At 68.4% G+C, this 24,853-nt stretch carries 25 protein-coding genes; 13 read left to right on the top strand and 12 right to left on the bottom strand.

From position 1 onward, the window contains the following. Positions 1-134 precede the first annotated feature (134 nt). The gene (locus V7778_RS05000) at positions 135-1,118 is read right to left on the bottom strand and encodes an MYG1 family protein (RefSeq protein WP_335552375.1); all 984 of its coding nucleotides are present in this window, start codon (positions 1,116-1,118) and stop codon (positions 135-137) included. 208 nt (positions 1,119-1,326) lie between these two features. Here V7778_RS05000 and V7778_RS04995 point away from each other — a divergent pair, with 208 nt between their 5' ends. The 4 genes from V7778_RS04995 (at position 1,327) to V7778_RS04980 (ending at position 6,848) form a co-directional block, all read left to right on the top strand. After that, positions 1,327-2,115 carry a substrate-binding periplasmic protein gene (locus V7778_RS04995; protein ID WP_335552373.1) on the top strand — a complete coding sequence of 263 codons (789 nt, stop codon included), beginning with the start codon at positions 1,327-1,329 and terminating at the stop codon, positions 2,113-2,115. A gap of 64 nt (positions 2,116-2,179) precedes the next feature. Then, entirely contained in the window at positions 2,180-5,185 is a 3,006-nt protein-coding gene (locus tag V7778_RS04990) for a response regulator (RefSeq protein ID WP_335552372.1), read from the top strand. Beyond that, the gene (locus V7778_RS04985; protein WP_335552370.1) at positions 5,182-6,318 is read left to right on the top strand and encodes a response regulator; all 1,137 of its coding nucleotides are present in this window, start codon (positions 5,182-5,184) and stop codon (positions 6,316-6,318) included. Before V7778_RS04990 ends, V7778_RS04985 begins: the two co-directional genes overlap by 4 nt. Before the next feature lie 68 nt (positions 6,319-6,386). Continuing rightward, positions 6,387-6,848, top strand: coding sequence for a hypothetical protein (locus V7778_RS04980; protein ID WP_335552368.1), 462 nt, complete (start codon positions 6,387-6,389; stop codon positions 6,846-6,848). 111 nt (positions 6,849-6,959) lie between these two features. Here the strand turns inward: V7778_RS04980 and V7778_RS04975 are convergent, their stop codons facing one another. The 6 genes from V7778_RS04975 to V7778_RS04950 all read right to left on the bottom strand — a co-directional run bounded on the left by V7778_RS04975 (position 6,960) and on the right by V7778_RS04950 (position 11,412). Continuing rightward, positions 6,960-7,250, bottom strand: a complete 291-nt coding sequence (locus V7778_RS04975; RefSeq protein WP_211521109.1) for a hypothetical protein — start codon at positions 7,248-7,250, stop codon at positions 6,960-6,962. Positions 7,251-7,427: 177 nt separating this feature from the next. Beyond that, a complete protein-coding gene (locus tag V7778_RS04970; protein ID WP_335552366.1) occupies positions 7,428-8,072 on the bottom strand; it encodes an ABC transporter ATP-binding protein in 645 nt (214 codons plus the stop codon). A 14-nt stretch (positions 8,073-8,086) separates the two neighbouring features. After that, on the bottom strand, positions 8,087-8,875 hold the full coding sequence (gene phnE / locus V7778_RS04965) for a phosphonate ABC transporter, permease protein PhnE (protein WP_335552364.1): 789 nt from the start codon (positions 8,873-8,875) through the stop codon (positions 8,087-8,089). Next, positions 8,872-9,693, bottom strand: a complete 822-nt coding sequence (locus tag V7778_RS04960; protein ID WP_335552362.1) for a PhnE/PtxC family ABC transporter permease — start codon at positions 9,691-9,693, stop codon at positions 8,872-8,874. The genes phnE and V7778_RS04960 overlap by 4 nt, the downstream gene beginning before the upstream one ends. Beyond that, the gene (locus V7778_RS04955; protein ID WP_335552360.1) at positions 9,693-10,508 is read right to left on the bottom strand and encodes a phosphonate ABC transporter ATP-binding protein; all 816 of its coding nucleotides are present in this window, start codon (positions 10,506-10,508) and stop codon (positions 9,693-9,695) included. The genes V7778_RS04960 and V7778_RS04955 overlap by 1 nt, the downstream gene beginning before the upstream one ends. A 22-nt stretch (positions 10,509-10,530) precedes the next feature. Beyond that, the gene (locus V7778_RS04950) at positions 10,531-11,412 is read right to left on the bottom strand and encodes a putative selenate ABC transporter substrate-binding protein (protein WP_335552357.1); all 882 of its coding nucleotides are present in this window, start codon (positions 11,410-11,412) and stop codon (positions 10,531-10,533) included. A gap of 164 nt (positions 11,413-11,576) precedes the next feature. On the opposite strand from V7778_RS04950, the gene egtD reads away from it, so the two are divergent. The 7 genes from egtD to V7778_RS04915 all read left to right on the top strand — a co-directional run bounded on the left by egtD (position 11,577) and on the right by V7778_RS04915 (position 17,437). Next, complete coding sequence (egtD, locus tag V7778_RS04945; RefSeq protein ID WP_335552354.1) at positions 11,577-12,551, top strand: L-histidine N(alpha)-methyltransferase; 975 nt, start codon at positions 11,577-11,579, stop codon at positions 12,549-12,551. A 1-nt stretch (position 12,552) separates the two neighbouring features. Next, entirely contained in the window at positions 12,553-13,806 is a 1,254-nt protein-coding gene (gene egtB / locus V7778_RS04940; RefSeq protein WP_335552353.1) for an ergothioneine biosynthesis protein EgtB, read from the top strand. Next, positions 13,803-14,744, top strand: coding sequence for a YihY/virulence factor BrkB family protein (locus tag V7778_RS04935; RefSeq protein WP_335552349.1), 942 nt, complete (start codon positions 13,803-13,805; stop codon positions 14,742-14,744). The genes egtB and V7778_RS04935 overlap by 4 nt, the downstream gene beginning before the upstream one ends. A 109-nt stretch (positions 14,745-14,853) precedes the next feature. Beyond that, positions 14,854-15,117, top strand: coding sequence for a hypothetical protein (locus tag V7778_RS04930; RefSeq protein WP_335552347.1), 264 nt, complete (start codon positions 14,854-14,856; stop codon positions 15,115-15,117). A 13-nt stretch (positions 15,118-15,130) separates the two neighbouring features. Further along, entirely contained in the window at positions 15,131-15,547 is a 417-nt protein-coding gene (locus V7778_RS04925) for a DUF2589 domain-containing protein (RefSeq protein ID WP_335552345.1), read from the top strand. A gap of 13 nt (positions 15,548-15,560) precedes the next feature. Further along, on the top strand, positions 15,561-16,214 hold the full coding sequence (locus V7778_RS04920) for a DUF1906 domain-containing protein (RefSeq protein WP_335552343.1): 654 nt from the start codon (positions 15,561-15,563) through the stop codon (positions 16,212-16,214). A 26-nt stretch (positions 16,215-16,240) separates the two neighbouring features. After that, a complete protein-coding gene (locus tag V7778_RS04915) occupies positions 16,241-17,437 on the top strand; it encodes a glycosyltransferase (RefSeq protein WP_335552341.1) in 1,197 nt (398 codons plus the stop codon). On the opposite strand, the gene selD is transcribed toward V7778_RS04915, so the two are convergent. From selD to V7778_RS04895, 4 genes are all read right to left on the bottom strand, one after another. Then, entirely contained in the window at positions 17,438-18,493 is a 1,056-nt protein-coding gene (selD, locus tag V7778_RS04910; protein WP_335552338.1) for a selenide, water dikinase SelD, read from the bottom strand. It abuts the gene before it with no gap. Next, positions 18,490-19,479, bottom strand: a complete 990-nt coding sequence (gene senB, locus V7778_RS04905) for a selenoneine biosynthesis selenosugar synthase SenB (RefSeq protein ID WP_335552336.1) — start codon at positions 19,477-19,479, stop codon at positions 18,490-18,492. The genes selD and senB overlap by 4 nt, the downstream gene beginning before the upstream one ends. A 171-nt stretch (positions 19,480-19,650) precedes the next feature. Continuing rightward, positions 19,651-21,261, bottom strand: a complete 1,611-nt coding sequence (locus tag V7778_RS04900) for a DEAD/DEAH box helicase (protein WP_335552334.1) — start codon at positions 21,259-21,261, stop codon at positions 19,651-19,653. Positions 21,262-21,685: 424 nt separating this feature from the next. Next, positions 21,686-23,032, bottom strand: a complete 1,347-nt coding sequence (locus V7778_RS04895) for a transglycosylase SLT domain-containing protein (RefSeq protein WP_335552332.1) — start codon at positions 23,030-23,032, stop codon at positions 21,686-21,688. A gap of 368 nt (positions 23,033-23,400) precedes the next feature. Here V7778_RS04895 and V7778_RS04890 point away from each other — a divergent pair, with 368 nt between their 5' ends. Further along, positions 23,401-23,970 carry a DUF1415 domain-containing protein gene (locus tag V7778_RS04890; RefSeq protein ID WP_335552330.1) on the top strand — a complete coding sequence of 190 codons (570 nt, stop codon included), beginning with the start codon at positions 23,401-23,403 and terminating at the stop codon, positions 23,968-23,970. Beyond that, positions 23,951-24,166, top strand: coding sequence for a DUF1289 domain-containing protein (locus V7778_RS04885; protein WP_335552329.1), 216 nt, complete (start codon positions 23,951-23,953; stop codon positions 24,164-24,166). The genes V7778_RS04890 and V7778_RS04885 overlap by 20 nt, the downstream gene beginning before the upstream one ends. 129 nt (positions 24,167-24,295) lie before the next feature. On the opposite strand, the gene V7778_RS04880 is transcribed toward V7778_RS04885, so the two are convergent. Beyond that, positions 24,296-24,808 (bottom strand): DUF1993 domain-containing protein, encoded by a 513-nt coding sequence (locus V7778_RS04880; protein WP_335552327.1) that lies wholly within the window; start codon positions 24,806-24,808, stop codon positions 24,296-24,298. Positions 24,809-24,853 lie beyond the last annotated feature (45 nt).

Here is a 24,853-nt window from a genome sequence, read left to right as displayed (position 1 = left end):
TTGAGCACGCCGAACGGGCCCGCGCCGCCGAGGGCGGACCTAACGCGATAGGCTGCCTTGGACGACAGCAGCCGTCGATGCGGCTGCATGATTGGCGCATGCTGGCGGGCGTCGCCAGGCTTCGTTCCAGCGCATCAAGGCGCCACCGACTGGGCCACCGTCGGCTGCGCCGCCAGCCGGTCCACTTCCTCCAGCGCCAGGCGCGCCATCGTCCGGATCCCCTCGTACGACTTGGCGGACGCGATGAAGCGCCCGTTGTGGCAGAACCCGGCATCCGGCACCCCGGTCACCGCCGCCAGATCGGCGTCGCGCAATCCGGCCCAGGCCTCCGGCAGATCGGCGCGCGCATCGAAGCTGTCCGGACTCACCGACACCGTATGGATCATATGCCGCTGTTCGCCCACGTTGTAGCTGATGACGAACAGCACCTTCGGCATCTCCTTGCGCACCACGGCCGACCAGGGCAGGGCGCCGTTCTTGAGGAAGGCCACCCGCCCGCCTTCCAGCATCTCGGCGCCGCGCACCTGCTCCACCGCCAGCAGGGCGCCGACCCGGTACTTGACCGCGTTGACCATGATGTCGGTGAGGACCGCCATGGCGCGCCGGAACTGGCCGGTGCGGTAGGCTTCGGCCTCCGCGCCGTAGCCCAGGCGCTGCTCGTCCATCCAGCTCGGGTTGTAGCCGGAGATCACGGCCGACAGCCCGTAGCCGCCGGGGGCGTTCTTGGACGCGCCCACGTCCGATAGATCGAGATACTGCACGATGTCGGCGTCGATGGCGTAGGCGATCTGGCGCGCCGTGTCCTCGTCCAGGGTGCGGCCGGCGTGGACCTGGGCCAGGGCGGCGACGCAGCGCGCGCCGTAGTCGCGCCACACCAGGCCGGCGCTGGCGTAGGGCACGCCGTTCTGGCGCGCGCCCTCGAAGCCCTTCTGGTGATGGTCGAAGCGGCCCGTGGCCGGATCCCAGATGCCGCCGACGTCGACCGCGAAGTCGCCCGCCGCGATCGTGGCGGGATCGCGCGTGCGCACCAGTTCCGCATCCGGGAACAGGATCAGCAATACCGCGACGGCCCAGGCGTCGTCCGCGTGGAACTTGCCACCGTGGGTCACAATTACCATACATACTCCGATTTCGTTGACAGCTTCCGGCAAGGAAAGCCGGTGGATGCTCCCATCATACAGGGTCGCGCAGTGCCGGAGAGAGGGGACAGGAGGGGCGCGGCACGCCAGTCTGTCGCATCCAGGTGACTGCCGGTTCATTTTGCTGTTGTTCGGCAATGTCTAATGGCATACTTCAATACTTGTCCGTTCAACCACTTTTCCCGGCATGCGCCTCCAGCTGCTCGTCCTTCCCGTCCTCGCCGCCTGCTGCATGCAGGCGCATGGCCAGGCCGCGCCCGCCCCCAGCGTAACCCTGTGTTTCGAACGCCAGGAAGTGCCGCCCTGGCGCACCCTGGACGGCGGCGGGCTGAACTTCGAGCTGCTGGCCGAAGTGGCCAAGCGCACCGGCGTCACTTTCGACTTCCAGAGCATGCCCTGGAAGCGCTGCCTGGAGCAGCTCAAGTCGAACCAGGTCGGCGGCGCCTTCGCCGTCAGCTTCAACCGCGAACGCATGGACCTCGGGGCCTACCCGGGCGGCGCGAACGCCAATCCGGCCAAGCGCATGCACGTCGACCGCTACGTGCTGGTGCGGCGCCGCGGCAGCCGCCTGGAATGGGATGGCAAGCGCTTCACCCACCTGGACGGCAAGATCGGCGTGCAGCTGGGCTATTCGGTGGGCGACTTCCTGCGCGCCCAGCACGTGCCGGTGGACGAGGGCAGCCAGCGCTCGGACGAGCTGGCGCAGAAGCTGATCGCGGGCCGCCTGGCCGGGGCCGCCCTCGGCGGCGGCGACGCCAAGCGCCTGATGCGCGGGCCGCTGGCTGCGCGCCTCGAGGTGCTGCCGGTGCCGCTGATCGAAAAACCCTACTACCTGGTGCTCTCGCACGCCTTCGTGACGAACCAGCCGCAGCTGGCCGCGCGCCTGTGGGACGCGGTCGAGCAGGTGCGCACCAGCCCCGCCTACCGCAAGCGCGAACAATCCCTGCTCGGCGCTGCGTCCGGAGGCGCGTATTAGCCGCCGCAGGCGCGGCCTGCGCCTGGTCCCGCGCCGGCTGCTCGAGAACTGGCGCCAGAACATCGTGTTCCGGCTCGGCGCCGGGATCGTGCTGGCGGTCGCCTTGTCGACCGGGGTCTATACCACCTACACCCTGCACACCCTGCGGGTCGAGGCCGACGTCAAGCTGCAGGAGCGCATCGAGCGCCAGGCAACGGTGCTGTCGCACGCGCTGGCCCGTCCGCTGTTCGACATCAACAGCGCCGCCGTATCCTCGGTGGTCGACGCCCTCGGCGCCACGCCCGAGGTGCAGACCCTGCGCGTGCTGGCGCCGGACGGCACCCTGCTGGCGGCCCTGGCCAACCGCGACCATGGCGAGGCCGCCGTGCGGGTGCGCCGCCGCATCACCTACAACGACGGCAGCCGCGCCTACCCGGTGGGTGCGATCGAGCTGGCCTTCTCGCGCCAGCAGATCGACGACGACCTGCGCGGCCAGATCGTCCATACCGCCGCCGCCAACATCCTGCTGACCCTGGCCATCGTCGGCTGCGTGTTCGTGGTGGGACGGCGCATGTCCCAGCCCTTCGCCGACATCCAGGAGTCGCTCGAGAAGCTGGCGCGCGGCGAGACCGACATCCGCCTGTCCGGCATCGGCCGGCGCGACCAGGTGGGACGCCTGTCCTCGGCGGTGCGGAGTTTTCGCGACACCCTGAACCGCCTGCGCCAGGCCGAGCAGGTGACCAACGGCCTGCTGCGCGAAAAAAGCCGCATCGAGCAGCAGCTGCGCGAACTGAACGAAGACCTGGAGCAGAAGATCGCGGCCCGCACCGAGGAACTGACCCAGTCCAACCTGCGCGCCGAGGCGGCCAACGTGGCCAAGTCGGAGTTCCTGGCCAACATGAGCCATGAGATCCGCACCCCGATGAGCGCGATCATCGGCATGGCCTACCTGGCGCTGCGCACCGACCTCAATCCCAAGCAGCAGGACTATGTGGGCAAGATCCACCGCGCCGCGCTGTCGCTGCTGGGGATCATCAACGACATCCTCGACTTCTCCAAGATCGAGGCCGGCAAGCTGGACGTCGAGCAGGTGCCGTTCTGCCTCGACGATGTGCTGTCCAACGTGGCCAGCGTCACCAGCCAGCGCGCCGCCGACAAGCAGCTCGAATACCTGTTCCACGTGCCGCAGGCGGTGCCGCGCCAGCTGGTGGGCGACCCGCTGCGCCTGGGCCAGGTCCTGATCAACCTGGTCAACAACGCGGTCAAGTTCACGCCCAGCGGCGAGCTGCAGCTGTCCTGCATCCCGCTGCGCCCGGTGGGTTCCAACAACGCCCAGAACAAGGTGCGCCTGCGCTTCGCGGTGCGCGACACCGGCATCGGCATCGGCGAAGAGCAGCAGGCCAAGCTGTTCCGCGCCTTCAGCCAGGCCAACGGCTCCACCACCCGCGAGTACGGCGGCACCGGCCTGGGGCTGTCGATCTCGCAGCAGCTGGTGGGCCTGATGGGCGGCTGCATCGCGGTCGAGAGTGCGCCCGGCGCCGGCTCGACCTTCCATTTCGACCTCGACTTCGCGCTCTCGGGCGAAGCGGAAGACGTGCTGCAGGTGCCGCCGGAACTGGCCGGGGCGCGCGTGCTGGTGGTGGACGACAGCGCGCTGGCGCGCGCGGTGCTGCGCGAATCGCTGGCGGCGCTGCCGCTGCGGGTGGAGTGCTGCTCCGACGGGCGCGGCGCGGAAGGCGCGATCGCCGCCGCCGATGCCGCCGGCATGCCTTACCGCCTGCTGCTGACCGACTGCGGCATGAAGGGCATGGACGGCATCGAGCTGGTGCGCCGTATCAAGGCCAACGGCGCACTGCGCCACCAGCCGCTGAGCATCCTGGTCACCGCCTTCGGGCGCGACGGCGTGCAGGCCGAGGCCGAGCGCGCCGGCGTCAACGGCATCCTGTTCAAGCCCTTCGTGCAGTCGGCCCTGGCCGAGGCGCTGTCCAGCCTGTTCTCGCGGCCGGCCTTCGGCGGTGGCGGCGCGGGTGTGATGCGCACCGGCGGGCAGGGGATGCGCGTGCTGCTGGTCGAGGACAACCTGGTCAACCAGCAGATCGCGCGCGAGCTGCTCGAATCGCAGGGCATCGACGTCGACGTGGCCTCCACCGGCCGCCAGGCATTGGACAAGCTGTTCGCAGGCGGCCCCGGCGCCTACCGCCTGGTGCTGATGGACCTGGAGATGCCCCAGCTCGACGGCCACGCGGCCACGGTGGAGCTGCGCCAGGACGCGCGCTTCAACGAGCTGCCGGTGATCGCCATGACGGCGCACGCGCTGGCCGAGATCCGCGAGCGCTGCCTGCGCGAAGGCATGCAGGACTACATCACCAAGCCGGTCGATCCGGAAAAACTGTACGCCACCCTGGCGCGCTGGCTGGGCAAGGGCATGCCGGCGCGCGCCACGGCCTCGCCTTCGTCCGCCGCGGCCCCGGACCTGCCGAACCTGACCGGCATCGATACCGGTTTCGGCCTGCGCAACGTGGGCGGCAACGCCAAGCTCTACCTGGAGCTGCTGGACCGCCTGCGCGGGTCGCAGCGCGACGCCGGCAGCTGCATCCGCGCCGACCTGGCGGCGGGGCGCCTGCTTGACGCGGCCAGCCGCGCCCACAGCCTGCGCGGCGTGTGCGGCAACATCGGCGCGCGCGAAGTCCAGGCCCTGGCCCAGGAAGTCGAGGAACAGGCGAACCGCGGCGTGCGCGATGCGCCGGCGCTGGCGCGCGCCGCGGCGGCCCTCGATGGGGCGCTGGCCAGCCTGATGGCCGCACTCGACCGTCATTTCGCCAGCACCGGGGCGCCGGCGCCCGCCGCCGCTCCTTGCGCGGCGGGCCAGGACGCGGCCGCCGCCATGGCCGAACTCGATGGCCTGCTGGCCGAGTTCTCGGGCGACGCCACCGATTATTTCGACAGCGTGCGCTGCGCGCTCGCCGAGGTGCTGCCGGCCGCCGCGCTGGCGCGCCTCGAGACCCACCTGTCGCGCTACGAATTCGAGGAAGCCCGGACCCTGCTGCGGCAGGCCGGCGACAGCCACCCAGACATCGCGGAACACATATGACCGTCGTCACGAAAGACAAGCCAGCGGACAAGCCGACCATCCTGATCGTGGACGACACGCCCGACAACATCATGCTGCTGTCGCGCCTGCTGAAGGACAAGTACCACACCAAGGTCGCCACCAACGGCAGCACCGCACTGCAGATCGCAGGCGGCTCGCCGGATGTCGACCTGATCCTGCTGGACGTGATGATGCCCGGGATGGACGGCTACGAGACCTGCCGCCAGCTCAAGGCCAACCCGGCCACGGCCGACATCCCGGTGATCTTCCTGACCGCCAAGAACCAGGTCGAGGACGAGGCCATGGGCCTGTCGGTCGGTGCGGTGGACTACCTCGGCAAGCCGATCAGCCCGCCGATCCTGTTCGCGCGCGTGGCCACCCACCTGACCCTGCGCAGCGCGCGCCGTTTGCTGGAAGACCAGAACCAGGTGCTTGAACGCATGGTCCAGCAGCGCACCGCCCAGCTGATGATGATGCAGGAGGCGATCATCATGGCCATGGCCTGGATGGCGGAAACCCGCGAGAGCGAGGCCGGCAGCCAGCACATCCGCCGCGTGCAGAACTACGTGCGCCTGCTGGCGCTGCAGCTGCGTGGGCACCCGCGCTTCGCCGACAAGCTCACCGACGAGAACATCGCGCTGCTGTACCAGTCGGCGCCGCTGCACGACATCGGCAAGGTGGCCATCCCCGACCGTATCCTGCTCAAGCCCGGCAAGCTCGACGCCGAGGAATTCGAGATCATGAAGCTGCACGCGGCCTACGGGCGCGACACCATCATGCTGGTCGAGGAGCACATTGGCGGCAGCAACAGCTTCCTGATGTTCGCACGCGAGATCGCCCACTCGCACCAGGAAAAGTGGGACGGCACCGGTTACCCGGAAAACCTGCGCGGCGAAGACATTCCGGTGTCCGCGCGCCTGATGGCGGTGGCCGACGTCTACGACGCGCTGATCTCGCGCCGGGTGTACAAGCCGGCCTTCTCGCACGCGCAGGCGCTGGAGGTCATGCGCCAGGGGCGCGGCACCCATTTCGACCCGGACGTGCTGGACGCCTTCTTCGCGGTGGAGGACGAGTTCGCGCGCATCGCCCAGGCCTATCGCGATGCCGAGGACGAGGAAGCCGCGTCCGTTTGAACCCGCTCGCTACCGTTCTTCGGGCAAATCGTTTATATTGTTTGCCCTTTTGAACGATGGAGCAGCACATGCCGAGAAAGACGCCCGCCAGCCCGGCGGCGAAGACGGCGAAGGCAGTCAGGACCGTCAAGGCGGTCAAGCCCGCGGCCCCGGCCAAGGCCGCGGCAGGCAAGACCGGGATCAAGGGCGCAGTCAAGGCAGCCGCCAAGGCCGTCGCCGCGCCGCCGGCCAGGAAGCCCGCCAGGAAGGCTGCAAGCAAGCCCGCACCCAAGGCGGCCGCGGCGCCGCGCGATCCGCTGCCCGAGGCGCGCCCGGTGCTCGTGCGCGACAGCTTTACCATGCCCGAGCAGGAGTACGCGGTGCTGGCCGAGGTCAAGCAGGCCTGCCTGCGCGCCGGCATCGACGTCAAGAAGAGCGAGCTGCTGCGCATCGGCGTGGCCCTGCTCGGCGAGCTCGACCTGGCCACCCTCAAGACCGTGCTGGGCGCGCTGCCCCAGCTCAAGACCGGGCGGCCGCCGGCCCAGGGCTAGGTTCCCCGATGTGAGTCACTCCGGCCGATTTTTTTTCCGCTATCAGTAAGACCGTCGCACCGGCGGAGGCCGGTGCCCAAGATGTGCACCCAGCCAGTTCAGGCAGCCCAGCTAATGAATCTGCGACGCGCTCGTCAATTCCTTCAGTTCGCGGATCGGAATATTCGACTTCTCATGCATGCGCAGCAGGATCGTCGCCCCCACGTTGAGCTTGCGGTGGCGGATCTTGCTGATGATCGGCGGCTGCACCTCCAGCACGCGGCACAGTTCCGCGTCATTCTTGAGCTGCATGCGTTCGATCAGGGTATCGAGCAGCGGATTGGGGACGAAGCTCGACGGTTCCAGCGCGCGGGCCCGGTGCATCGCTTCGAGCATTTCCTGTTTTTTCTGTCGTACGCTCATGGCGGTTCTCCACAAATTGGCACATGGATTCAAGACAGATCGCTGTTCTGGAACGGTGCCCAGCCTGTTGTGATGGCTTTTGCGCGGCGGGTCGTTGTGATACTACTACGATTGCGTCTTACGCAATGCACGATATTTAACGAAAATCGCGCGAACCGGGGCCTTTCTTCGCGGAACTTACGCTAATTTCAATCCGGAACGAGTCAGGAGCAGGACTTCGTCTGCCATGGCGGCCGCGGCATGGGAGTGGGTGACCATCACGGCGCCGGCCCCGTGGGCCCGGGTTTCGCTGCGCAGCAGCTTGAGGATACCGTCCGCCGTCTCGGGATCGAGGTTGCCGGTGGGTTCGTCCGCCAGCAGCAGGGCGGGGCGATGCACCAGGGCGCGCGCGATGGCCACCCGCTGCATCTCGCCGCCCGAGAGCTGGCGCGGGAAGTCGTCCCCGCGCCCGCCCAGCCCGACCGCGTCGAGCATGGCGTCAGCGCGCGCACTGTCCGCGTGGTTGAGCAGCAGCGGCAACGCCACGTTCTGGCGCAGGGTCAGGTGCGGCAGCACGTGGAAGGCCTGGAAGATGAAGCCCATGCGCGTGCGGCGCAGGCGGGTGGCGGCATCGTCGTCCAGCGCCGACATCGGCACGCCGTCGACGATCACGCGGCCGGCGTCGGGCGCGTCCAGGCCGGCGATCAGGTTCAGCAGGGTCGACTTGCCCACGCCCGATTCGCCCATGATGGCCACGAAGCGGCCCGGTTCGAACACATGCGAGAGGCCGGCCAGCACGGTGCGGCCGGCGTAGGATTTGGTGAGCGCGTCGAGTTCGAGCATGAATGATCGAGGATTCAGCGTGTCAGGGCGCGCCGCAGCAGGTAGCTGGCGGCGTCGACCAGGGCCACCAGCAGCAGCATCGCAACCACCACCGTGGCCGCGCTCTGCATCTGGAACAGCGACAGGTGGTACTTGAGCATCTGGCCCAGGCCGCCGGCCCCGACCACGCCCAGCACCGCCGCCGCGCGGATGTTGTTCTCCCAGCGGTACAGCGTGTACGACAGCATCTGCGGCAGCGCCTGCGGCAAGGTGGCGTAGAAGAAGGCGCTCAGGGCAGGGGCGCCGTTGGTGCGCAGGCTCGCCTCCGGCAGCGGCGCCGCATTTTCCAGCGCATCGGCGAACAGGCGGCCCAGCACGCCGCTGGTATGCAGGGCCAGGGCCAGGGTGCCGGCCAGCGGTCCCAGACCGGCCGCGATCAGGAGCACCGCGGCCCAGACCAGCTCCGGCACCGAGCGCAGCACATTGAGCAGGATGCGCATCGGCGCACGCACGACCGGGCCGAGGCGGCCGGCGGCGGGCAGGGCCAGCGCCAGGCCCGCGATGGCCGCCAGCAGGGTGCCGACCGCCGACATGGCCAGGGTCTCGAGCAGCGCGTCCAGGCACTTGCGCAGGAAGGCCGGGGCCAGTTCGGGCGGCGCGAAACCGTGCAGGAATTCGCGCGCCGAATCGATGGCTTCGACCGCGAAGAAGGCGCTCCACTGAAGCGGCAGCGAGGCGAAGCTGGCCACCACCAGCGCCGCCAGGGAGGCGAGCAGCAGGAGGGTGCCGAAGGAGGCAGGAGGAGGCGACGGCGGCCGGCTCATCCCAGCCTCCGGCGCAGCAGTTTCGAGACCAGGTCGGCGCCGGCCACCAGCAGCACGAACACCAGCAGCATGGTCGCGACTTCGCCGCCCGCCATCATCTTGGTCGATTCGTCCAGGCGCTGGCCCAGGCCGCCGGCGCCGACGAAGCCCATCACGGCGGAACCGCGGATCGCGCACTCCCAGCGGTAGACGGTGTAGGACACCAGTTCCGCGCTCGACTCGGGCAGCGCGCCGTAGAGCAGCGCCGGCAGGCGCCCGCTGCCGTTGGCGAGCAGGATGTCGGTGGCGTGGGCATCCGAGGATTCGAGGATCTCGGCGTAGACCTTGGCCAGCATGCCGCAGTAGGAGATGGCGATGGCCAGCACCCCGGCGGTCGGGCCGAGGCCGACGATGCGCACGAACAGCAGCGCCCACACCAGTTCGGGCACGCTGCGCAGCACCACCAGCAGCCAGCGCAAGGCCTGGCGCAGGGCCGCACTCTGGAGGCGCATGCGCCCCGTGCCCAGGCGCGACAGCGACAGCCGTTCCGTGATCAGGATGGTCGCAGGCACGGCGGCCGCCAGGGCCAGGCTCAGGCCGGCGGTGGCGATGGCCACCGTCAGCCAGGTCTCGCGCAGCACCATGCGCAGGAATTCAGGATCGAGCGAAGGGTGCAGGAAGTCACCCAGGAAGCCGGCCGCGGCGCGCAGGCTTTGCGCGTCGAACAGGATCCAGGGTGTGAATTCGCTCGCCGCGAGCATCGGCCACAGCAGGGCAAGGAAGACGACGGTGGCGGCCACGCGGGTGCGCCAGGCCGGATCGGGATAATGCGTGGCCATCAATAGCAGGCGCCGACCGCCAGCCGCTCGGCTGATTCGTGCGGCGTCCGGCTCGCCGGCTGTACCGTCTCGTTGGCGTACAGCCCGGCGATCATGGCGTCGCTGACCTCGGCGGCGGGGGCATCGAAGACGATGCGGCCGTCGCGCAGTCCCACCAGGCGCGGGAACTGCTCGCGCGCCAGCTCCACCTGGTGCAGGCTGCACACCAGGGTGGCGCCGCGCGCCGCGGCTTCCTCGCGCAGGGTGGCGAGGGTGTGGCGCGCCAGCAGCGGGTCGAGGGCCGCGATCGGCTCGTCGACCAGGAAGGCTTCGGCGGAAGACAGCAGCAGGCGCGCCAGGCCGCAGCGCTGGCGCTCGCCGCCGGACAGGCGGTCGACGCGCGCATACAGCTTGTCCCCCAGGCCGAAGCGCGACAGCGCGGCATGGGCGGCATCCGGGTCGCTCGGGCGCACCAGCGAGAGCAGCGCGCGCGCTAGGCTCCAGTGCGGCAGGCGCGCGGCCAGCACCGCCGTCACCACGCGCTGGCGCGGCGGCAGGGGCGGCGTCTGCGGCGCCAGGAACAGGTGGGCGCGCAGGCGGTGGCGCGCGCCCTGGTCCAGGTGCCACGGATCCTGGCCCAGCACTTCCAGCTTGCCTTCGGCAGGGCGGTGGGCGCAGGCCAGGGTCGACAGCAGGGTGGTCTTGCCGGCACCGGAAGGACCGATCAGGGCCAGCTGCTCGCCGCGCCGCACTTCCAGGTCGAGCGCGTGCAGGGCGGGCGCCTTGCTGCCCGCCAGGTGGCGCACCGTGACTCCCTGGAGCCGGAAGCTGGTCATCGTTCCGTCAACCTGCTCGTGATTACTTCAGCAGGCCGGCGTTGCGCGCCGCGGCTTCGATCGCGCCGTAGTTCGCGGTCTTGGTCGGAATAAATTTCGTGGCGCGCTGCAATTCCAGGATTTCGCGGCCTTGCGGGGTCGAGACGTCCAGGGCCAGGAAGGCATCCGTGATCTTCTTCTTCAGCGCCGGATCCATGTCGCTGCGCACGGTCCAGTTGTAGTCGTAGTAGCCCGGGGTGGTGTAGAACACGCGCACGACCTTCGGATCGACCTTCTTGGCCTCGACCAGCTTCTCCCACACCGACATGTTGAGCGCACCGGCGTCGACCTTGCCGCCGGCGACCGCCGCCACGGTGGCGTCATGCGCGCCCGAGAAGGCCACGCGCTTGAGGTCGGTGTCCGGATTGACCTTCGCGCCCAGCAGGAAGGAGCGCGGCATCAGGTGGCCCGAGGTCGAGGATTCCGAGCCGAAGCTCAGGGTCTTGCCGCGCAGGTCTTCCAGCTTGTTGATGCCGGGCTGGGTGGTGATGAAGACGGAGCGGAACTTTTCATCCTCGGCGCGCTGTACCAGCGGCGTGACCTGGCCCTTGCTGCGCGCATTGGCCTGCACGAAGGTGAAGCCGCCGAACCAGACCATGTCGATCTTGCGCTGGATCAAGCCCTCGACCGAGGCGGCATAGTCGGTCACCGGGGTGAACTCGACCTTGAGGCCGGTGGCCTTGGCCAGGTAGTCGCCCAGGGGCTTGAACTTGCGCTGCAGTTCGGTGGGCGCCTCGTCCGGAATGGCCGAGACGCGCAGCACGCCGGTGCTGCTCTGGGCCAGGGCGGCGCCGGCGACCAGCAGGCTGCCGGCCGAGGTGAGGAACAGGTTCTTCAGGAAACTGCGACGGAGGGACGAGGTCATGATGGTTCTTCTTTTGAGTCGGGGAAATGGATGGACCGTAGGCTGCACGCTTGCGGCTGGCGGGTGCGGCGCGATCGCGGATTCGGCTATGATAGCAAAAACTGCAACAGGAACTTCCAGGCCATATCGCATGGTGCGGCGTGGCGGCTCGAATGATAAACCTTATGCTGACATCCTGCACGAGCGACGATCTGTCCACACGTGCCGCGGCGCAGGTAGTCAATGCGCACGTGGCCGACGAACTGCACGCCGGCTTGCTGGCGCCCGAGGCCTGGATCTCGCCCAAATTCCTCTACGACGCGCTGGGCTCCAAGCTGTTCGAGGCCATCTGCGAGCTGCCCGAGTATTATCCGACCCGCACCGAAGCCGCCATCTTCGAGCACTACGGCGCCGAGATCGCGCGCGTGGCCGGCAGCAACGCCACCCTGATCGACCTGGGCGCCGGCAACTGCGCCAAGGCGGCCTCGCTGTTCCCGCTGCTGCAGCCGGCCCAGTACGTGGCGATCGACATCTCGGCCGAGTTCCTGTGCGACGCCCTGGCCCACCTGCGCCAGCGCTTCCCGCACATCGCGGTCGAAGGCCTGGGCATGGACTTTTCCAGCCGCTTCGAGCTGCCGCCGCTGGTCCGCGCCGAGCGCCGCCTGTTCTTCTATCCCGGCTCCTCGATCGGCAATTTCACGCCCGACGAAGCGCATGCTTTCCTGCGCCGCCTGCGCGCCCAGTGCGGGCAGGATGGCGGCGTGCTGATCGGCATCGACCTGGCCAAGGACAAGGCCGTGCTGGACGAGGCCTACGACGACGCTCTCGGCGTCACCGCCGCCTTCAACCTGAACATCCTGCGCCACGTGAACGCGCTGGTGGACGCCGACTTCGACATCCGCCAGTGGCGCCACCACGGTTTCTACCAGCCCGAGCTGGGCCGCGTCGAGATGCACCTGGAGGCGCGCAGCGACCAGGAAGTGCACTGGCGCGGCGGCCAGCGCAGCTTCGCCGCGGGCGACTGCATCCATACCGAGAACAGCTACAAGTACCAGCAGGCCGACGCCATCGCGCTGCTGGAGCGTTCCGGCTTCGAGGCGACCCACGTCTGGACCGATCCCCAGCGCTGGTTCGCGGTCATCCACGCCCAGGCGATCTAGCATGGATGCGCTGCGCACAGGGAGCATGCCGATGGGTGAACTGGCGCAAACCTATGCCGCGGTGCGCCAGCGTTCGCTGCGCATCGCCGAGCCGCTCTCCAGCGAGGACTGCTGCGCCCAGTCGATGCCGGACGCCAGCCCCGTCAAGTGGCACCTGGCGCACACCACCTGGTTCTTCGAGACCTTCCTGCTGGAACCGAACGAGCCCGGATTCCAGCCGCACCACCCGGCCTTCCGGGTGCTGTTCAATTCCTACTACAACGGAATCGGCGACAAGCATCCGCGCCCGCGCCGCGGCCTGTTGACCCGGCCCTCGCTCGACGAGGTGCGCGCCTACCGCGCCGACGTCGACCGGCGCATGGAGGCGCTGCTGGGCGGGCAGCCCGGCCAGGCGCTCGCCAGCCTGCTGGTGCTCGGCCTGCAGCACGAGCAGCAGCACCAGGAACTGATGCTCACCGACCTCAAGCACCTGCTGGCCCAGAATCCCCTGTACCCGGCCTATACGCCCGACGCGCTGGACCCGGCGGCGGGCGCGCCGGTGCTGGAATTCATCGAGTTCGACGGCGGCCTGGCCGAGATCGGCTATAACGGCCGGGGTTTCTGCTTCGATAACGAACTGCCGCGCCACCGCGAATACGTGGCGCCGTTCGCGCTGGCCTCGCGCCTGGTCACCAACGGTGAATTCCTCGAATTCATCGAGGCCGGCGGCTACCGCGACCCGTCGCTGTGGCTGGCGGAAGGTTGGGACCGCGTCTGCGCAGGCGAGATCCTCCAGCCGCTGTACTGGCTGGAGGAGGGCGGAGTCTGGCGCGAGTTCACACTGCACGGCGTGCAGCCGCTCGACCTGGCGCGGCCGGTCACCCACGTGTCGCTGTACGAGGCCGACGCCTACGCGCGTTGGCATGGAAAGCGAACGGCGGGGTCGCGCCTCCCCACCGAAGCCGAGTGGGAATTCGCCGCGCGCCAGGCGGCGCTGTCGGGCGGCGGCCTGCATCCCGAAGGCGCCGACGGCGAAGGCCTGCAGCAAATGTTCGGGGCCTGCTGGCAGTGGACCAGCAGCAGTTACGCGCCGTATCCGGGCTATGCCCCGGCGGCGGGCGCCATCGGCGAGTACAACGGCAAGTTCATGGTCAACCAGTACGTGCTGCGCGGCTCGTCCTGCGCCACGCCGGACGGCCACGCGCGCCCGAGCTACCGCAACTTCTTCCCGGCTGGAGCGCGCTGGCAGTTCACCGGGATCAGGCTGGCCCGATGATCCGCGCGCGTGACTGGCGCACGCGCCTGCTCGACCACCGCGCCAACGTCTACATCCTCACACACCCGCTCGCCTTCGTCCTGCAGGTGCTCAAGGGCTTCCGCGCCAACCAGGGCCTGCTGCTGGCCGGGGCGGTCGCCTACTACGCCCTGCTGTCCATCGTGCCCTTCCTGATGCTGGTGGTAGTGGTGCTGTCCCACTTCCTGAACCAGGCCGAGCTGCTCGACACCCTGCGCCGCTACCTGGAGCTGCTGGTGCCGGGCCAGTCGCGCTCGATCGTGGCCGAGGTCGCGAACTTCCTCGACAACCGGCCCATCATCACCTGGGTGCTGGCGGCCACCATGCTGTTCTTCAGCTCGCTCGCCTTCACGGTGCTGGAAAACGCCATGAGCGTGATCTTCGTGCACCGCTTTGCCGAACGCCGGCGCCACTTCCTGGTGTCGGCGGTGCTGCCGTATTGCTACATCGTGGCCCTGGGCTTCGGCATCATGATCGTGACCCTGGTCGCCGGCACCCTGCAGGTGATGGGCACCGAAAGCGTCTGGCTGTTCGGCGTCGAATGGTCGCTGGGCGGGGTGTCGGGTGCGCTGCTCTACCTGCTGGGACTGGTGGGCGAGGTGCTGGTGCTGAGTTCGATCTACCTGGTGATGCCGGTCGGCCGGCTCTCGGTCTGGCATGCCCTGATCGGCGGCATCACGGCGGCGCTGCTGTGGGAGGTCGCGCGCCACGTGCTGGTCTGGTACTTCTCGACCCTGTCGCAGGTCAACCTGGTCTACGGCTCGATGACCACCGCCATCGTGGTCATGTTCAGCCTCGAGATCGCGGCGACCCTCCTGCTGCTTGGCGCCCAGACCATCGCCGAATACGAGCGGGTCGGCCATGCCGGCAGCGCAACACCGCCGATACCGCCGGCGCCGCCCGCGCCGCCCGGCTCTTGAGTACTGCGGCTGATCAATTTCATCTAGGTGGGGCAATGGCACAGTAGGGTCTTGCGCCACACCAAGCGTGCATGCGGAAAACCTGCGCGCAACCTGACCAGGAGATGTCATGAGCCAAGCCGCCGCTGTCGACTTTCCCTTGCCGGTCGCACTCGCCCTGGGCGCCGTGCTGCTGGTGCTGCTGGCGGTGACGGCGATCCTGGTCTCGCTGCGCAAGCCGGTCCGGGTGAGAAACCCGGCGCCGGCGCCGGACTGGGTGCACGGCCGCGAGCCCAGGGCGCCTTTCGACGACCAGGCCCATCCTTTCCGACTCGGCCACCTGCGTATCGATTCCCTCTCCGACCTGTCCAGCCAGCCGCGCGGCCGGCACTGACGAAAGGCCCATCATGTCGATCCGACTTGGCGGCCTGCCGGCCGGGATCAAGCGCGCCGTCGTCGATGCGCACCGCAGCGTGGCCGGGCAGCACATGGAAGAGCTCGCCCAGTTGGTGCCTGTTCCGTCGCTGGCCGTGACCTCGGTCGAGGTCAGCTTCGACATGGAGGTCAAGTCGAACTATACCCACGAGACCGATGCCGAGACCTCCTCGCACACCCAGGAGCAGGCTTCCTTCGACGCCAAGGCGGGCTGGGGCTGCTTCTCGGTCGAGGTCAAGGCCGAGCAGCAGCCGATCCCGGAAGGCATCAAGATGATCCTCGACATGTTCAGCAAGAACATGACGATGAAACCGATCATCGCCAGCGGCAACAGCAACAGCAACAGCAACAACAACAACGCGACGCCGATCCCGGCGCCCCACGCCTGAGCGGGAGAACGGCATGGCGACCATCGCACCACTCAAGGGTTTCGACACGGCGCTCGACATGCGCCGCCAGGCCGGCGCGCTGCGCCGGCAGGGGTACGATTTCGTGATCCGCTATGACAGCCACAACCCGGCCAGGAACCTGACGCCGGGCGAGGCGCGCAGCCTGTGCGGGGCCGGGCTGCGCATCGGGGCGGTGCGGGAAAGCGCAGGCACCCACGCCGGGTATTTCTCGCGCCAGCAGGGCGTGCTGGACGGCGCCGCCGCGCTGGCCCAGGCGCGCGCGGCCGGGCAGCCCACCGGCAGCGCGATCTACTTCGCGGTCGACTACGACGCCACCCGCGCCGGCATCGACGCTCCGGTCAGCGCCTACTTCAGCGGCGTGCGCGCCGCCCTGAACGGCGCGGCCGGCTACCGCCTTGGCGTCTACGGCTCGGGCCTGTGCTGCGGCGCGATGCTCGACCGCGGCCTGGCCTCGCTCAGCTGGCGGTCGCAGTCGGGCGGCTTTTGCGGCAGCCGGGACTATGCCCAGGCCATGCGCCACGACCTGATCCAGTCGCTGGGCACGCGTCTCAGCCTGGACGGGGCGGCGCTGGAGATCGACCCTGACGCCAGCAATCCGCAGCGCGGGCCGGAGCACGACCCCGGGCTCTTCCTGCTGGCCGCGTAAGGAAGCGGTAGGCTACACTGCCGGGCATGGCGCATTTCACTTTTTGCTGGGAGCTGGGCGGCGGGCTCGGTCACGCCGGCCGCATCCGTTCGCTCGCCCAGCCCCTCCTCGCGCGCGGCCACCGGGTCAGCCTGGTGCTGCGCGACCTGGTCCTGCCGCGCAAGCTGCTGGCCGGCCTCGATGTGAGGGTGTACCAGGCCCCGGTCTGGCTGCACCGCACGCAAGGATTGCCGCCAGAGGCGGCCAGCCTGGCCGAGATCCTGCTGGGCTGCGGCTATCTCGACAGCGATGCGCTCGCCGGCCTGGTGGATGGCTGGCGCGCGTTGTTCATGGGGGATCGTCCGGATCTCGTGATCGCGGACTACGCGCCCACGGCGCTGCTGGCTGCGCGCAGCCTGGACTTACGGAACGCCTCGGTCGGCCCCGGCTTCAGCATGCCGCCCGCGAGTGCAGCCCTGCCGCCGCTGAACCTGCATGGCGCGCTGCCGCCGGCCCGCCTGGCCGCGGGCGAAGCGCGCCTGCTGGCCTCGTGCAACGCCGTCCTGGGTGCGCATGGCGCCGCGCCGCTGGCGCATGGGGCGGATCTGCTGCTGGGCGGGCATCCGTTGCTGTGCACCTGGCCGGAACTGGACCATTACGGGCGCGGCGGTCCCGGTCCCTGGCTGGGACCGAACCTGCCCGCCGGCGGCGGCATCGCGCCCGACTGGCCTGAGGGAGCCGGGCCGCGCGTGTTCGTGTACTGGCCGCTGGGCGGCGAGGAACAGGGCGCCTGCCTGGCCGCGCTGCTGCGCCAGGGCTGCCGGGTGCTGTGCTATTCGCCCGCGGTGGCGGCCGGCAAGGCGCCGCCGCTGGCGGACGGGGCGCTGCGCTATGCGCGCGCGCCGGCCGCGCTGGAGGAGGTGTTCGCGCACTGCGCGCTGTTCGTCGGGCAGTCGGGGGAGGGCAGCGTGACGCGCGCCCTGCTGGCGGGCGTGCCCCTGCTCCTGATGCCGCATTCGGCCGAGAGCTACATGCTGGCGCGCCGGGTGCGCCAGCTGGACGCGGGCATCAACGTGGCCGAGACGTCCAGCCCGCGCGACTGGGACGCGATGGTGCGCGCGCTGCTCGGGCAGCCGCGCTACCGCGATGCCGCCCGCGCCTTTGCCGCGCGCTATGCGGATTTCCGCCCGCAGGAACAGGCGCGGATGCTGGCCGAGCGCTTCGAGGCGCTCGCGGCCTCCTGATCAGGCCACGCGCACGCGCGCCTCGCCGGTCTCCATGCGGCCGATGACAGCCGCTTCGCCGAAGCCCTCGCGCTGGAACAGCGCCAGCACCTCGTCGACGGCGGTCGGATCGCAGGACACCAGCAGGCCGCCCGAGGTTTGCGGGTCGGTCAGCAGGGCTTGCTGGGCCGGGGTGATGGCCGCGCCGAGGTCAACGTCCTTGCCATAGGCATCCCAGTTGCGCCCGGAGGCGCCGGTGAAGAAGCCATCATGGGCCAGTTGCAGCACGCCGGGGAGCAGCGGCACCTGGGCCATCTCGAGGCTGGCCGCCAGTCTGGCGCCGCGCGCCAGTTCCAGAAGGTGACCCAGCAGGCCGAAGCCGGTGACGTCGGTCAGCGCGTGCACGCCCGGCATGTCCGCCAGCAGGCGGCCCGGTTTGTTCAGCTTGGTGGTGTTGGCGATCATGGCGGCGTAGCCGTCCGCGTCCAGCTTGTCCTTCTTGAGCGCGGCCGACAGCACGCCCACGCCCAGCGGCTTGCCCAGCACCAGCACGTCGCCCGCGCGGGCGTCGGCATTGCGCTTGACCTTGGACGGATGCACCAGGCCCAGCACCACCAGGCCGTAAATCGGTTCCACGGAATCGATGGTGTGGCCGCCGGCGATCGGAATGCCGGCTTCCGAGCAGATCGACTCGCCGCCGCGGATGATCTGGCCGATGGTCTCGAGCGGCAGCTTGTTGACCGGCATGCCGACCAGGGCCAGGGCCATGATCGGGGTGCCGCCCATCGCGTACACGTCCGAGATCGCATTGGTGGCGGCGATGCGGCCGAAGTCGAAGGGATCGTCGACGATGGGCATGAAGAAGTCGGTGGTGGCGATCAGGGCCTGCTCGTCGTTGAGCTTGTAGACCGCGGCGTCGTCGGCGGTCTCGATGCCGACCATCAGCTCCTTCGGCACCGGGAACCCGCTGGACTTCTGCAGGATCTCGGCCAGCACGCCGGGGGCGATCTTGCAGCCGCAGCCGCCGCCGTGGGAGAAGGAGGTGAGTTTGATGGCTTGGTCGGGCGTGGTGCTCATGTCGGTTCCAGTCGATGCGGTTGTGCGAACAGCAGATTATCCACCAAGTCGCGCAGCGCCGCTTGTTCGGCGGCCGGGGCGAACAGGGGGGCGCGGGCGGCGCACTGGCGGCGCAGCAGGGCGAGGAAATCCTGGTCCGCGATACTGCGCTCGACCAGGCGGGCCAGCGCGCCCGCGTCGCCCAGGGGGAAGTAGCCGGCGTAATCCGGGCCCAGCATGCCGCGGTTGCCGCCGATATCCGAGGCAAGCACCGGCACGCCGCAGGTCAGCGCCTCGATAATGACGTTGGCGCCGCCTTCCATCTTCGAGGTGATCGCCATCGCGTGGCAGCGCTTGAGGCGCTGGCGCGCCTGTGCATGGGGCAGGGCGCCGAGCCAGCGGTAGCGCGGGCCGACCGCCATGGCGGCGCGCGCGGCGGCTTCGAAGGCCGGGTCGAGGGCGCCGCCTATATGCAGCAGGCGCACGGCCGGGTGGGTGATCTCGTTCGCGGCGCGGATGAAAGTCAGCGGGTCCTTCTCGTCGCGCAGGTGGCCGATCATGCACACGTCGTGGTGGCGCCGCCGCGCGGGCGCTTGATACGGACGCAGGGCGGGGGCCGACTGGTGGATCACGCGGGCCTTGGGACGCAATGCGGGCGGGAGCTGGACGATGCCGTCTTCCTGCAGGACCACCAGGGCCGCGGCGCGCTGGAGCGAGGTTTGCGCTTCGCTGGAATCGTGGATGTCGCGGTAGAGGTCGGTGCCGGTCAGGACCAGCAGGGACGGCTTGTCCGGATGGGTGTCGGCAAAGGCGGCGAGCGAAGCGGCGGAGCGGCGGGCGTGCAGGGCGATCAGGAGGTCGGGGGCGCGGTCCGCCGCTCGCCAGGCATCCGTCACCGCGACATCGTAGGCCGTGCGCAGGAAGCGCGCCCAGCGGCTGGCGGTTTGCCAGTTGCCGTTGTTGGCCCGGGCCAGGGCGGGGCTGACGATGAGGATGTGCTTGGCCAATGCGCGACGCTTCCTTGGGTGGGAAGGGGATTATACGCTGATGGCGTGCTGGGAAACTTGGCCGGAACAATGCCCCTGGCATTGTTCCGCTGAAGTATCTTCCATCCGTCGAGGCATAAAAAAACGGCTGCCCTCAGGCAGCCGTCTTCACATAGCGTTTGCTATTCGAGCTTACTCACCAAACGAACGACGCGCGCCGTCCATCGAGCGCGGGTGTGCACCCTTGTAACCGCCTTCGCGGCGCTGGCCGTCGCGCTGGCCGCCGAAGCGGTTGCCCTCGCGCGGAACCGGAGCGGCCGGGCCGCTTGGGCGGCGCTGGTCGCCGTAGCGCGGCGCGCCTTCGCGCGGGGCGCGATCGGCGTATTGCGGACGATCGCCCTGGCCTTCACGCGGACCACGGTCGGCGTAGCGGCCGCCGTCGTACTGCGGGCGCTCGCCCTGGCCTTCGCGCGGAGCGCCGTACTGCGGACGCTCGTAGCCACCCTGGCGCGGACCCGACGGCTTGCCGAAGCTGCGCTGGGCCGGCTTGTTGCGGCCGTCGCCCGGCTTCCAGCCTGGACGGGATGCCGGTGCGGTGCGCTTCGGCTCGAAGCCTTCCACCACGTCGACCGGGATCGACTGCTTGGTGAAGCGCTCGATGCGGCGCACGTTCATGCCTTCGGCATGGTTCACCAGCGAGATCGCGATGCCGTTGCGGCCGGCGCGGCCGGTACGGCCGATACGGTGCACGTAGTCCTCGGGGAACTTCGGCAGGTCGTAGTTCACCACGTGGGTGATGGTCGGCACGTCGATGCCGCGCGCGGCGACGTCGGTTGCCACCAGCACCTTGACGCTACCGCGGCGCATGCTGTCCAGGGTGCGGTTGCGCGCGCCCTGGTGCATGTCGCCGTGCAGGGCGGCGGCCGCGAAACCGGCGATGTTCAGGCGGTCGGCGATCATGTCGGCGTCGCGCTTGGTCGCGGTGAAGACCACTGCCTGGTCCATGCTCTCGTCACGCAGCAGACGGTCGAGCAGGCGGTTCTTGTGCGACAGGTCGTCGACGAAGTGCACCTTCTGCACGATGTTCTCGTGGCGCTTGGTGGCGCTGGCGATCTGGATCACCAGCGGATCCTTGGTGATGCGGCGCGCCATGTTGCCGACCACGCCGTCCAGGGTGGCCGAGAACAGCATGGTCTGGCGGCTGTCCGGGGTCGCGGCGACGATCTTCTCGATGTCTTCGATGAAGCCCATGTCCAGCATGCGGTCGGCTTCGTCCAGCACCAGGATCTGGAGCTGCGAGAAGTCGATCTTGCCCGACTCCATGTGGTCGATCAGGCGGCCCGGGGTCGCGACCAGGATTTCCGGGTTCTTGGCCAGCAGCTGCATCTGCTTCGGATACGGCATGCCGCCCAGGATCGACACGGCGCGGATGCGGCGCATGTCGGCGGTGTACTGTTCGGTCGCGGTGGTGACCTGCAGGGCCAGCTCGCGGGTCGGGGTCAGGACCAGCATTTTCGGCTGGGCCGGTTTAAAACGGACGCGCTCGCCGCGCGAACGGGCCGACTGCGCTTCTTGCGCAGGGGTGCGGGCCGCCGGTGCGGCCTCCAGGCCGGCCAGCTGGTGCAGGGCCGGCAGCATGAAAGCGGCGGTCTTGCCCGAACCGGTCTGCGAGGAGACCAGCATGTCGCGGCCGGCGATACCGGCAGGGATGGCCTGCTCCTGCACCGGGGTCGGTGCGGTGTAGCCGGCTGCGGCAACTGCCTTGACGAGGGACGCGTGTAAGCCTAGTGCTTCAAAACTCATTGTATTTTCAACTCTTTCGGATTAAATCATGGCGTTCGCGGACGACCGATCGACGAACTAGCGAACGCAAAATAGCAACGCGAACCGACAAACGAAATGACTCAGATTGAAAGAAATTTCGGCACAAAAGCTTTGCGCCGGGACGGTGTCCGACAACGACACGCAGGGCGGGAGGGCTTTATGGGAGGCGCTCGAAAGAGCCGCCTGGGTTTGCGTAGCTGCTAAAGGTGATACTCAGGAATGAATACTGAGGAATTCCTGCCGTGGGCTGGCTCGCCGGACAATGGTCGCGGATTTTTTGCAGCGCACAAACAGTACTATACAGTAGTTTCGCAAAGCATGCACGCACACTGCTTTCGCGGTGTGCGAACATTGCCTTGCGTAAATTTAAAACGGTCGCCCCGGTGAGCCGAGGGCGCCTGGCTCAGCGGCGCTTGCGGGTGGAGGTGGTGGCGCGCGACACGCGCTTCTTGGTGCCCGACACGCCGGCCTTGGCCTTGAATCGCTGGGCGCCCACCTTGCCGCGCTTGGCGCTGCGCTCGGCCTCGAAGGCCACCACGGCATTGTCGATGATGCTCTCGGCGATGTCGGTGTGGGCCATGGCCGAGGTCTTCGGCACCAGGATGGTCGAGCCGGCCTTGAGGCGGGTACGGTCCGGGATGTTGTTGGCCTGGCGGATGACTTCCGGCGTGGTGCCGAACTTCGAGGCCAGCGAGGCGATGCTTTCCCTGGCGCCCGTGATCTTGTGGGTGGTCCAGGACGACAGCGCCTTGCCGAATTGCGCCAGGTTGACGTGGAATTTCTCCGCGTTTTCCTTCGGCAGCAGGATCTTGGTCTTCTCGCCGCCGGTGATGACGGGCTTCTTGAACTGCGGGTTCAGGGCCTTGAATTCGTCGAGCGACATCTCGGCCAGCTGGGCGGCGACCGCCAGGTCGATGTCGCTGGTCTTGTCGACCGCGGTGAAGTAGGGCTGGTTGTCGATCGCCGGCAGGGTCACGCCGAACTGGTTCGGGCTGGCGACGATGTTCTTGACCGCCTGCAGCTTGGGCACGTAGTTGCGGGTCTCGGCCGGCATCAGCTCGGCCAGGCTGTCGAAGTCGGTGGGCTTGCCCAGCGCCTGGTTCTTCTTGATGGCGCGCTGAACATTGCCTTCGCCCCAGTTATACGCTGCCAGGGCCAGGTGCCAGTCGCCGAACATGGTGTACAGGCGCTGCAGGTAGCTCAGGGCCGCATCGGTCGAGGCCAGCACGCCGCGGCGCTCGTCCTTGAACATGTTCTGCTTGAGGTCGTAGTCCTTGCCGGTGCCCGGCACGAACTGCCAGATGCCGGCCGCGTTGGCGGTCGACAGGGCTTGCGGATTGAAGGCGGATTCGATCACCGGCAGCAGGGCCAGTTCGGTCGGCATGCCGCGCTTTTCCAGCTCCTGCACCACGTGGTAGAGGTAGAGCGAGGCGCGGCCCGAGATGCGCGCCAGATAGTCCGGGCGGGCGCTGTACCACTGGGCGTGGCGGCCCACCAGCTTGTTGTCGACATCGGGAATCGCGTAGCCGCTGCGGATGCGCGCCCAGAGATCGGTCTCACGGTATTCGTCGGCCTTGATGCTGTCGGCCTTGCCCGGCGCAAGCGCGAGCGGCAGGACTGGACGGGCGTTTGCGGCGGCCGCCGCCTGGGTGGCGGAGGCGGACGGCGTATCCATCGCGTGGCAGAGGGGCGCTGCGGCCGAGAGGGCCAGCGCGGCCAAGGCTAAGGTGGTGCGAGTCTTGTCGTGCATAGCGAGTCCAGTGTTGCGTTCAGGAACGAACGACGTGGGTCAAGGGGGCAGTGTACGAATGAAGCGCTGAGTCAGTCAAGAAATAATCGGCCACCGTTACAAAAAAACTTGTCTGGAGTAATTTTTGAAAGTTGGCATCATGAAAACGGAAGATGCCGTGCGTATCACACTTTTTATGCGGAAATAGCGAGCGTGCAATGTGCCGGATAACATGCCGGGAGGGGGCGGCAGCCCCCCCCGGAAGCCATCGGCGGCGCGGCCTGCGTCCTGTGTGCACCTTAGCCTTGTCAGCCTGTCAATCTATGAGGCGGCGCAAAGAGTGCGTACAATCCGGTCTCCGCCGTACGCTATTTATCGAAAGTTTCATCATGAGCACTGCCAACCTGAACGTGGACGACGATGCGGTCATCGCCGCGACCCGCCGCTGGCTGGAGCGGGCCGTCATCGGCCTCAACCTCTGCCCCTTCGCCAAATCGGTCTACGTCAAGGAGCAGGTGCGCTACGTCGTCTCGAACGCCACCACGCCGGAAGCGCTGCTCGAGACCCTGATGGACGAACTGCAGCACCTGTCGGACACCGATGCGGAGCAGGTCGATACGACCCTGCTGATCCATCCCTTCGTGCTCGACGATTTCGAGGACTACAACGAGTTCCTGGACGTGGCCGACGCCGCTGTCGAGGACATGCAGCTCGAGGGCGAGCTCCAGGTGGCGAGTTTCCACCCCCAGTACCAGTTCGCGGACACCGACGTGAACGATATCGCGAACTACACCAACCGCGCGCCTTACCCGATCCTGCACCTGCTGCGCGAGGACAGCATCGCACGCGCCGTGGACGCCTTCCCGGACGCCGCCGAGATCTTCGAGAAGAATATCGACACCATGGAAGCGCTCGGCCATGACGGCTGGGACAAGCTCGATGTCGGCCCCGCGCGCTGAGGGGGCGGGGGAGGCGCCCCCGCAGCGTCCCGACACGCCTTGCGTGGCGGTCTGCTCGACCACCTTCGACGAAGTCTGCCGCGGCTGCGGGCGCACGGTGGCCGAGGTGGCGCACTGGGTTTCGATGAGCGCCGAGGACAAGGAGCGCGTGTGGGTGCGCATCCTGTCCGAAGGCTACCCGCGCCGGAACACCTGAGCGCCTAACCAAGCCTCCATGGCTGCGTTGCGTCGTCTCGCCGTACAGTCCTACTGTCTTCGACTCCGCGTCGGAGGGCCGCATCCCTTGCCCTGGAGGCTAGGTTAGACGCTCTGGCTTATAGCTTGATCAGTCGTACTGGCCGATAAAGTCTTTTTTCCCGATCGGCACACCGTTGTGGCGCAGGATGGCGTAGGCCGTCGTGATGTGAAAATAGAAATTCGGCAGCGCGAAGCGGGTGACATAGGCTTCGCCGGCCGGGAAGTGGCGCGCCCGTTCGCCCGTGCCGTGGGTGATCGCGCGGCCGGCGCCGGCGTCGATATCCGCCGCCTGCAGGCTGTCGATGAAGCCCAGGGTCTTGGTGATGCGCTGCTGCAGTTCCGAAAAGCTCGTTTCGTCGTCCTCGTAGCGCGGCACCTCGGCGCCGGCCAGGCGCGCGGGCGTGCCTTTGGCGAAGTCGGCCGCGATCTGCACCTGCCGCACCAGCGGGAACATGTCCGGGAACAGCCGCGCCTGGAGCAGGGCGGCAGGTTCGATCCGGTTCTCGAGCGCATGGTTCTCGGCTTTTTCCAGCACCGCGGCCAGTGCGCCAAGCATCTGGCGGAACACCGGCACGGTGGCCGTATACATCGTCATGCTCATGCGTTTCTCCTTAAAAGAATTCAATCATAGCAATTCCTTCCCGCC

This window comes from Massilia sp. DD77 (assembly GCF_036961685.1).
Lineage (GTDB): Bacteria > Pseudomonadota > Gammaproteobacteria > Burkholderiales > Burkholderiaceae_D > Telluria.
This window is presented reverse-complemented; position numbering and strand designations above follow the sequence as displayed.

What these genes read in the sequence shown, in the direction of transcription:
- V7778_RS04950 (WP_335552357.1), bottom strand. Translation starts at nt 11,412, where the DNA reads ATGACCTCGTCCCTCCGTCGCAGTTTCCTGAAGAACCTGTTCCTCACC.
- V7778_RS04960 (WP_335552362.1), bottom strand. Translation starts at nt 9,693, where the DNA reads ATGGCCACGCATTATCCCGATCCGGCCTGGCGCACCCGCGTGGCCGCC.
- V7778_RS04880 (WP_335552327.1), bottom strand. Translation starts at nt 24,808, where the DNA reads ATGAGCATGACGATGTATACGGCCACCGTGCCGGTGTTCCGCCAGATG.
- V7778_RS04970 (WP_335552366.1), bottom strand. Translation starts at nt 8,072, where the DNA reads ATGCTCGAACTCGACGCGCTCACCAAATCCTACGCCGGCCGCACCGTG.
- V7778_RS04930 (WP_335552347.1), top strand. Translation starts at nt 14,854, where the DNA reads ATGAGCCAAGCCGCCGCTGTCGACTTTCCCTTGCCGGTCGCACTCGCC.
- egtD (WP_335552354.1), top strand. Translation starts at nt 11,577, where the DNA reads ATGCTGACATCCTGCACGAGCGACGATCTGTCCACACGTGCCGCGGCG.
- V7778_RS05000 (WP_335552375.1), bottom strand. Translation starts at nt 1,118, where the DNA reads ATGGTAATTGTGACCCACGGTGGCAAGTTCCACGCGGACGACGCCTGG.
- V7778_RS04995 (WP_335552373.1), top strand. Translation starts at nt 1,327, where the DNA reads ATGCGCCTCCAGCTGCTCGTCCTTCCCGTCCTCGCCGCCTGCTGCATG.
- V7778_RS04975 (WP_211521109.1), bottom strand. Translation starts at nt 7,250, where the DNA reads ATGAGCGTACGACAGAAAAAACAGGAAATGCTCGAAGCGATGCACCGG.
- V7778_RS04985 (WP_335552370.1), top strand. Translation starts at nt 5,182, where the DNA reads ATGACCGTCGTCACGAAAGACAAGCCAGCGGACAAGCCGACCATCCTG.
- V7778_RS04885 (WP_335552329.1), top strand. Translation starts at nt 23,951, where the DNA reads ATGTCGGCCCCGCGCGCTGAGGGGGCGGGGGAGGCGCCCCCGCAGCGT.
- V7778_RS04980 (WP_335552368.1), top strand. Translation starts at nt 6,387, where the DNA reads ATGCCGAGAAAGACGCCCGCCAGCCCGGCGGCGAAGACGGCGAAGGCA.
- V7778_RS04900 (WP_335552334.1), bottom strand. Translation starts at nt 21,261, where the DNA reads ATGAGTTTTGAAGCACTAGGCTTACACGCGTCCCTCGTCAAGGCAGTT.
- selD (WP_335552338.1), bottom strand. Translation starts at nt 18,493, where the DNA reads ATGAGCACCACGCCCGACCAAGCCATCAAACTCACCTCCTTCTCCCAC.
- V7778_RS04915 (WP_335552341.1), top strand. Translation starts at nt 16,241, where the DNA reads ATGGCGCATTTCACTTTTTGCTGGGAGCTGGGCGGCGGGCTCGGTCAC.
- egtB (WP_335552353.1), top strand. Translation starts at nt 12,553, where the DNA reads ATGGATGCGCTGCGCACAGGGAGCATGCCGATGGGTGAACTGGCGCAA.
- V7778_RS04895 (WP_335552332.1), bottom strand. Translation starts at nt 23,032, where the DNA reads ATGCACGACAAGACTCGCACCACCTTAGCCTTGGCCGCGCTGGCCCTC.
- V7778_RS04935 (WP_335552349.1), top strand. Translation starts at nt 13,803, where the DNA reads ATGATCCGCGCGCGTGACTGGCGCACGCGCCTGCTCGACCACCGCGCC.
- V7778_RS04955 (WP_335552360.1), bottom strand. Translation starts at nt 10,508, where the DNA reads ATGACCAGCTTCCGGCTCCAGGGAGTCACGGTGCGCCACCTGGCGGGC.
- V7778_RS04890 (WP_335552330.1), top strand. Translation starts at nt 23,401, where the DNA reads ATGAGCACTGCCAACCTGAACGTGGACGACGATGCGGTCATCGCCGCG.
- V7778_RS04920 (WP_335552343.1), top strand. Translation starts at nt 15,561, where the DNA reads ATGGCGACCATCGCACCACTCAAGGGTTTCGACACGGCGCTCGACATG.
- phnE (WP_335552364.1), bottom strand. Translation starts at nt 8,875, where the DNA reads ATGAGCCGGCCGCCGTCGCCTCCTCCTGCCTCCTTCGGCACCCTCCTG.
- V7778_RS04925 (WP_335552345.1), top strand. Translation starts at nt 15,131, where the DNA reads ATGTCGATCCGACTTGGCGGCCTGCCGGCCGGGATCAAGCGCGCCGTC.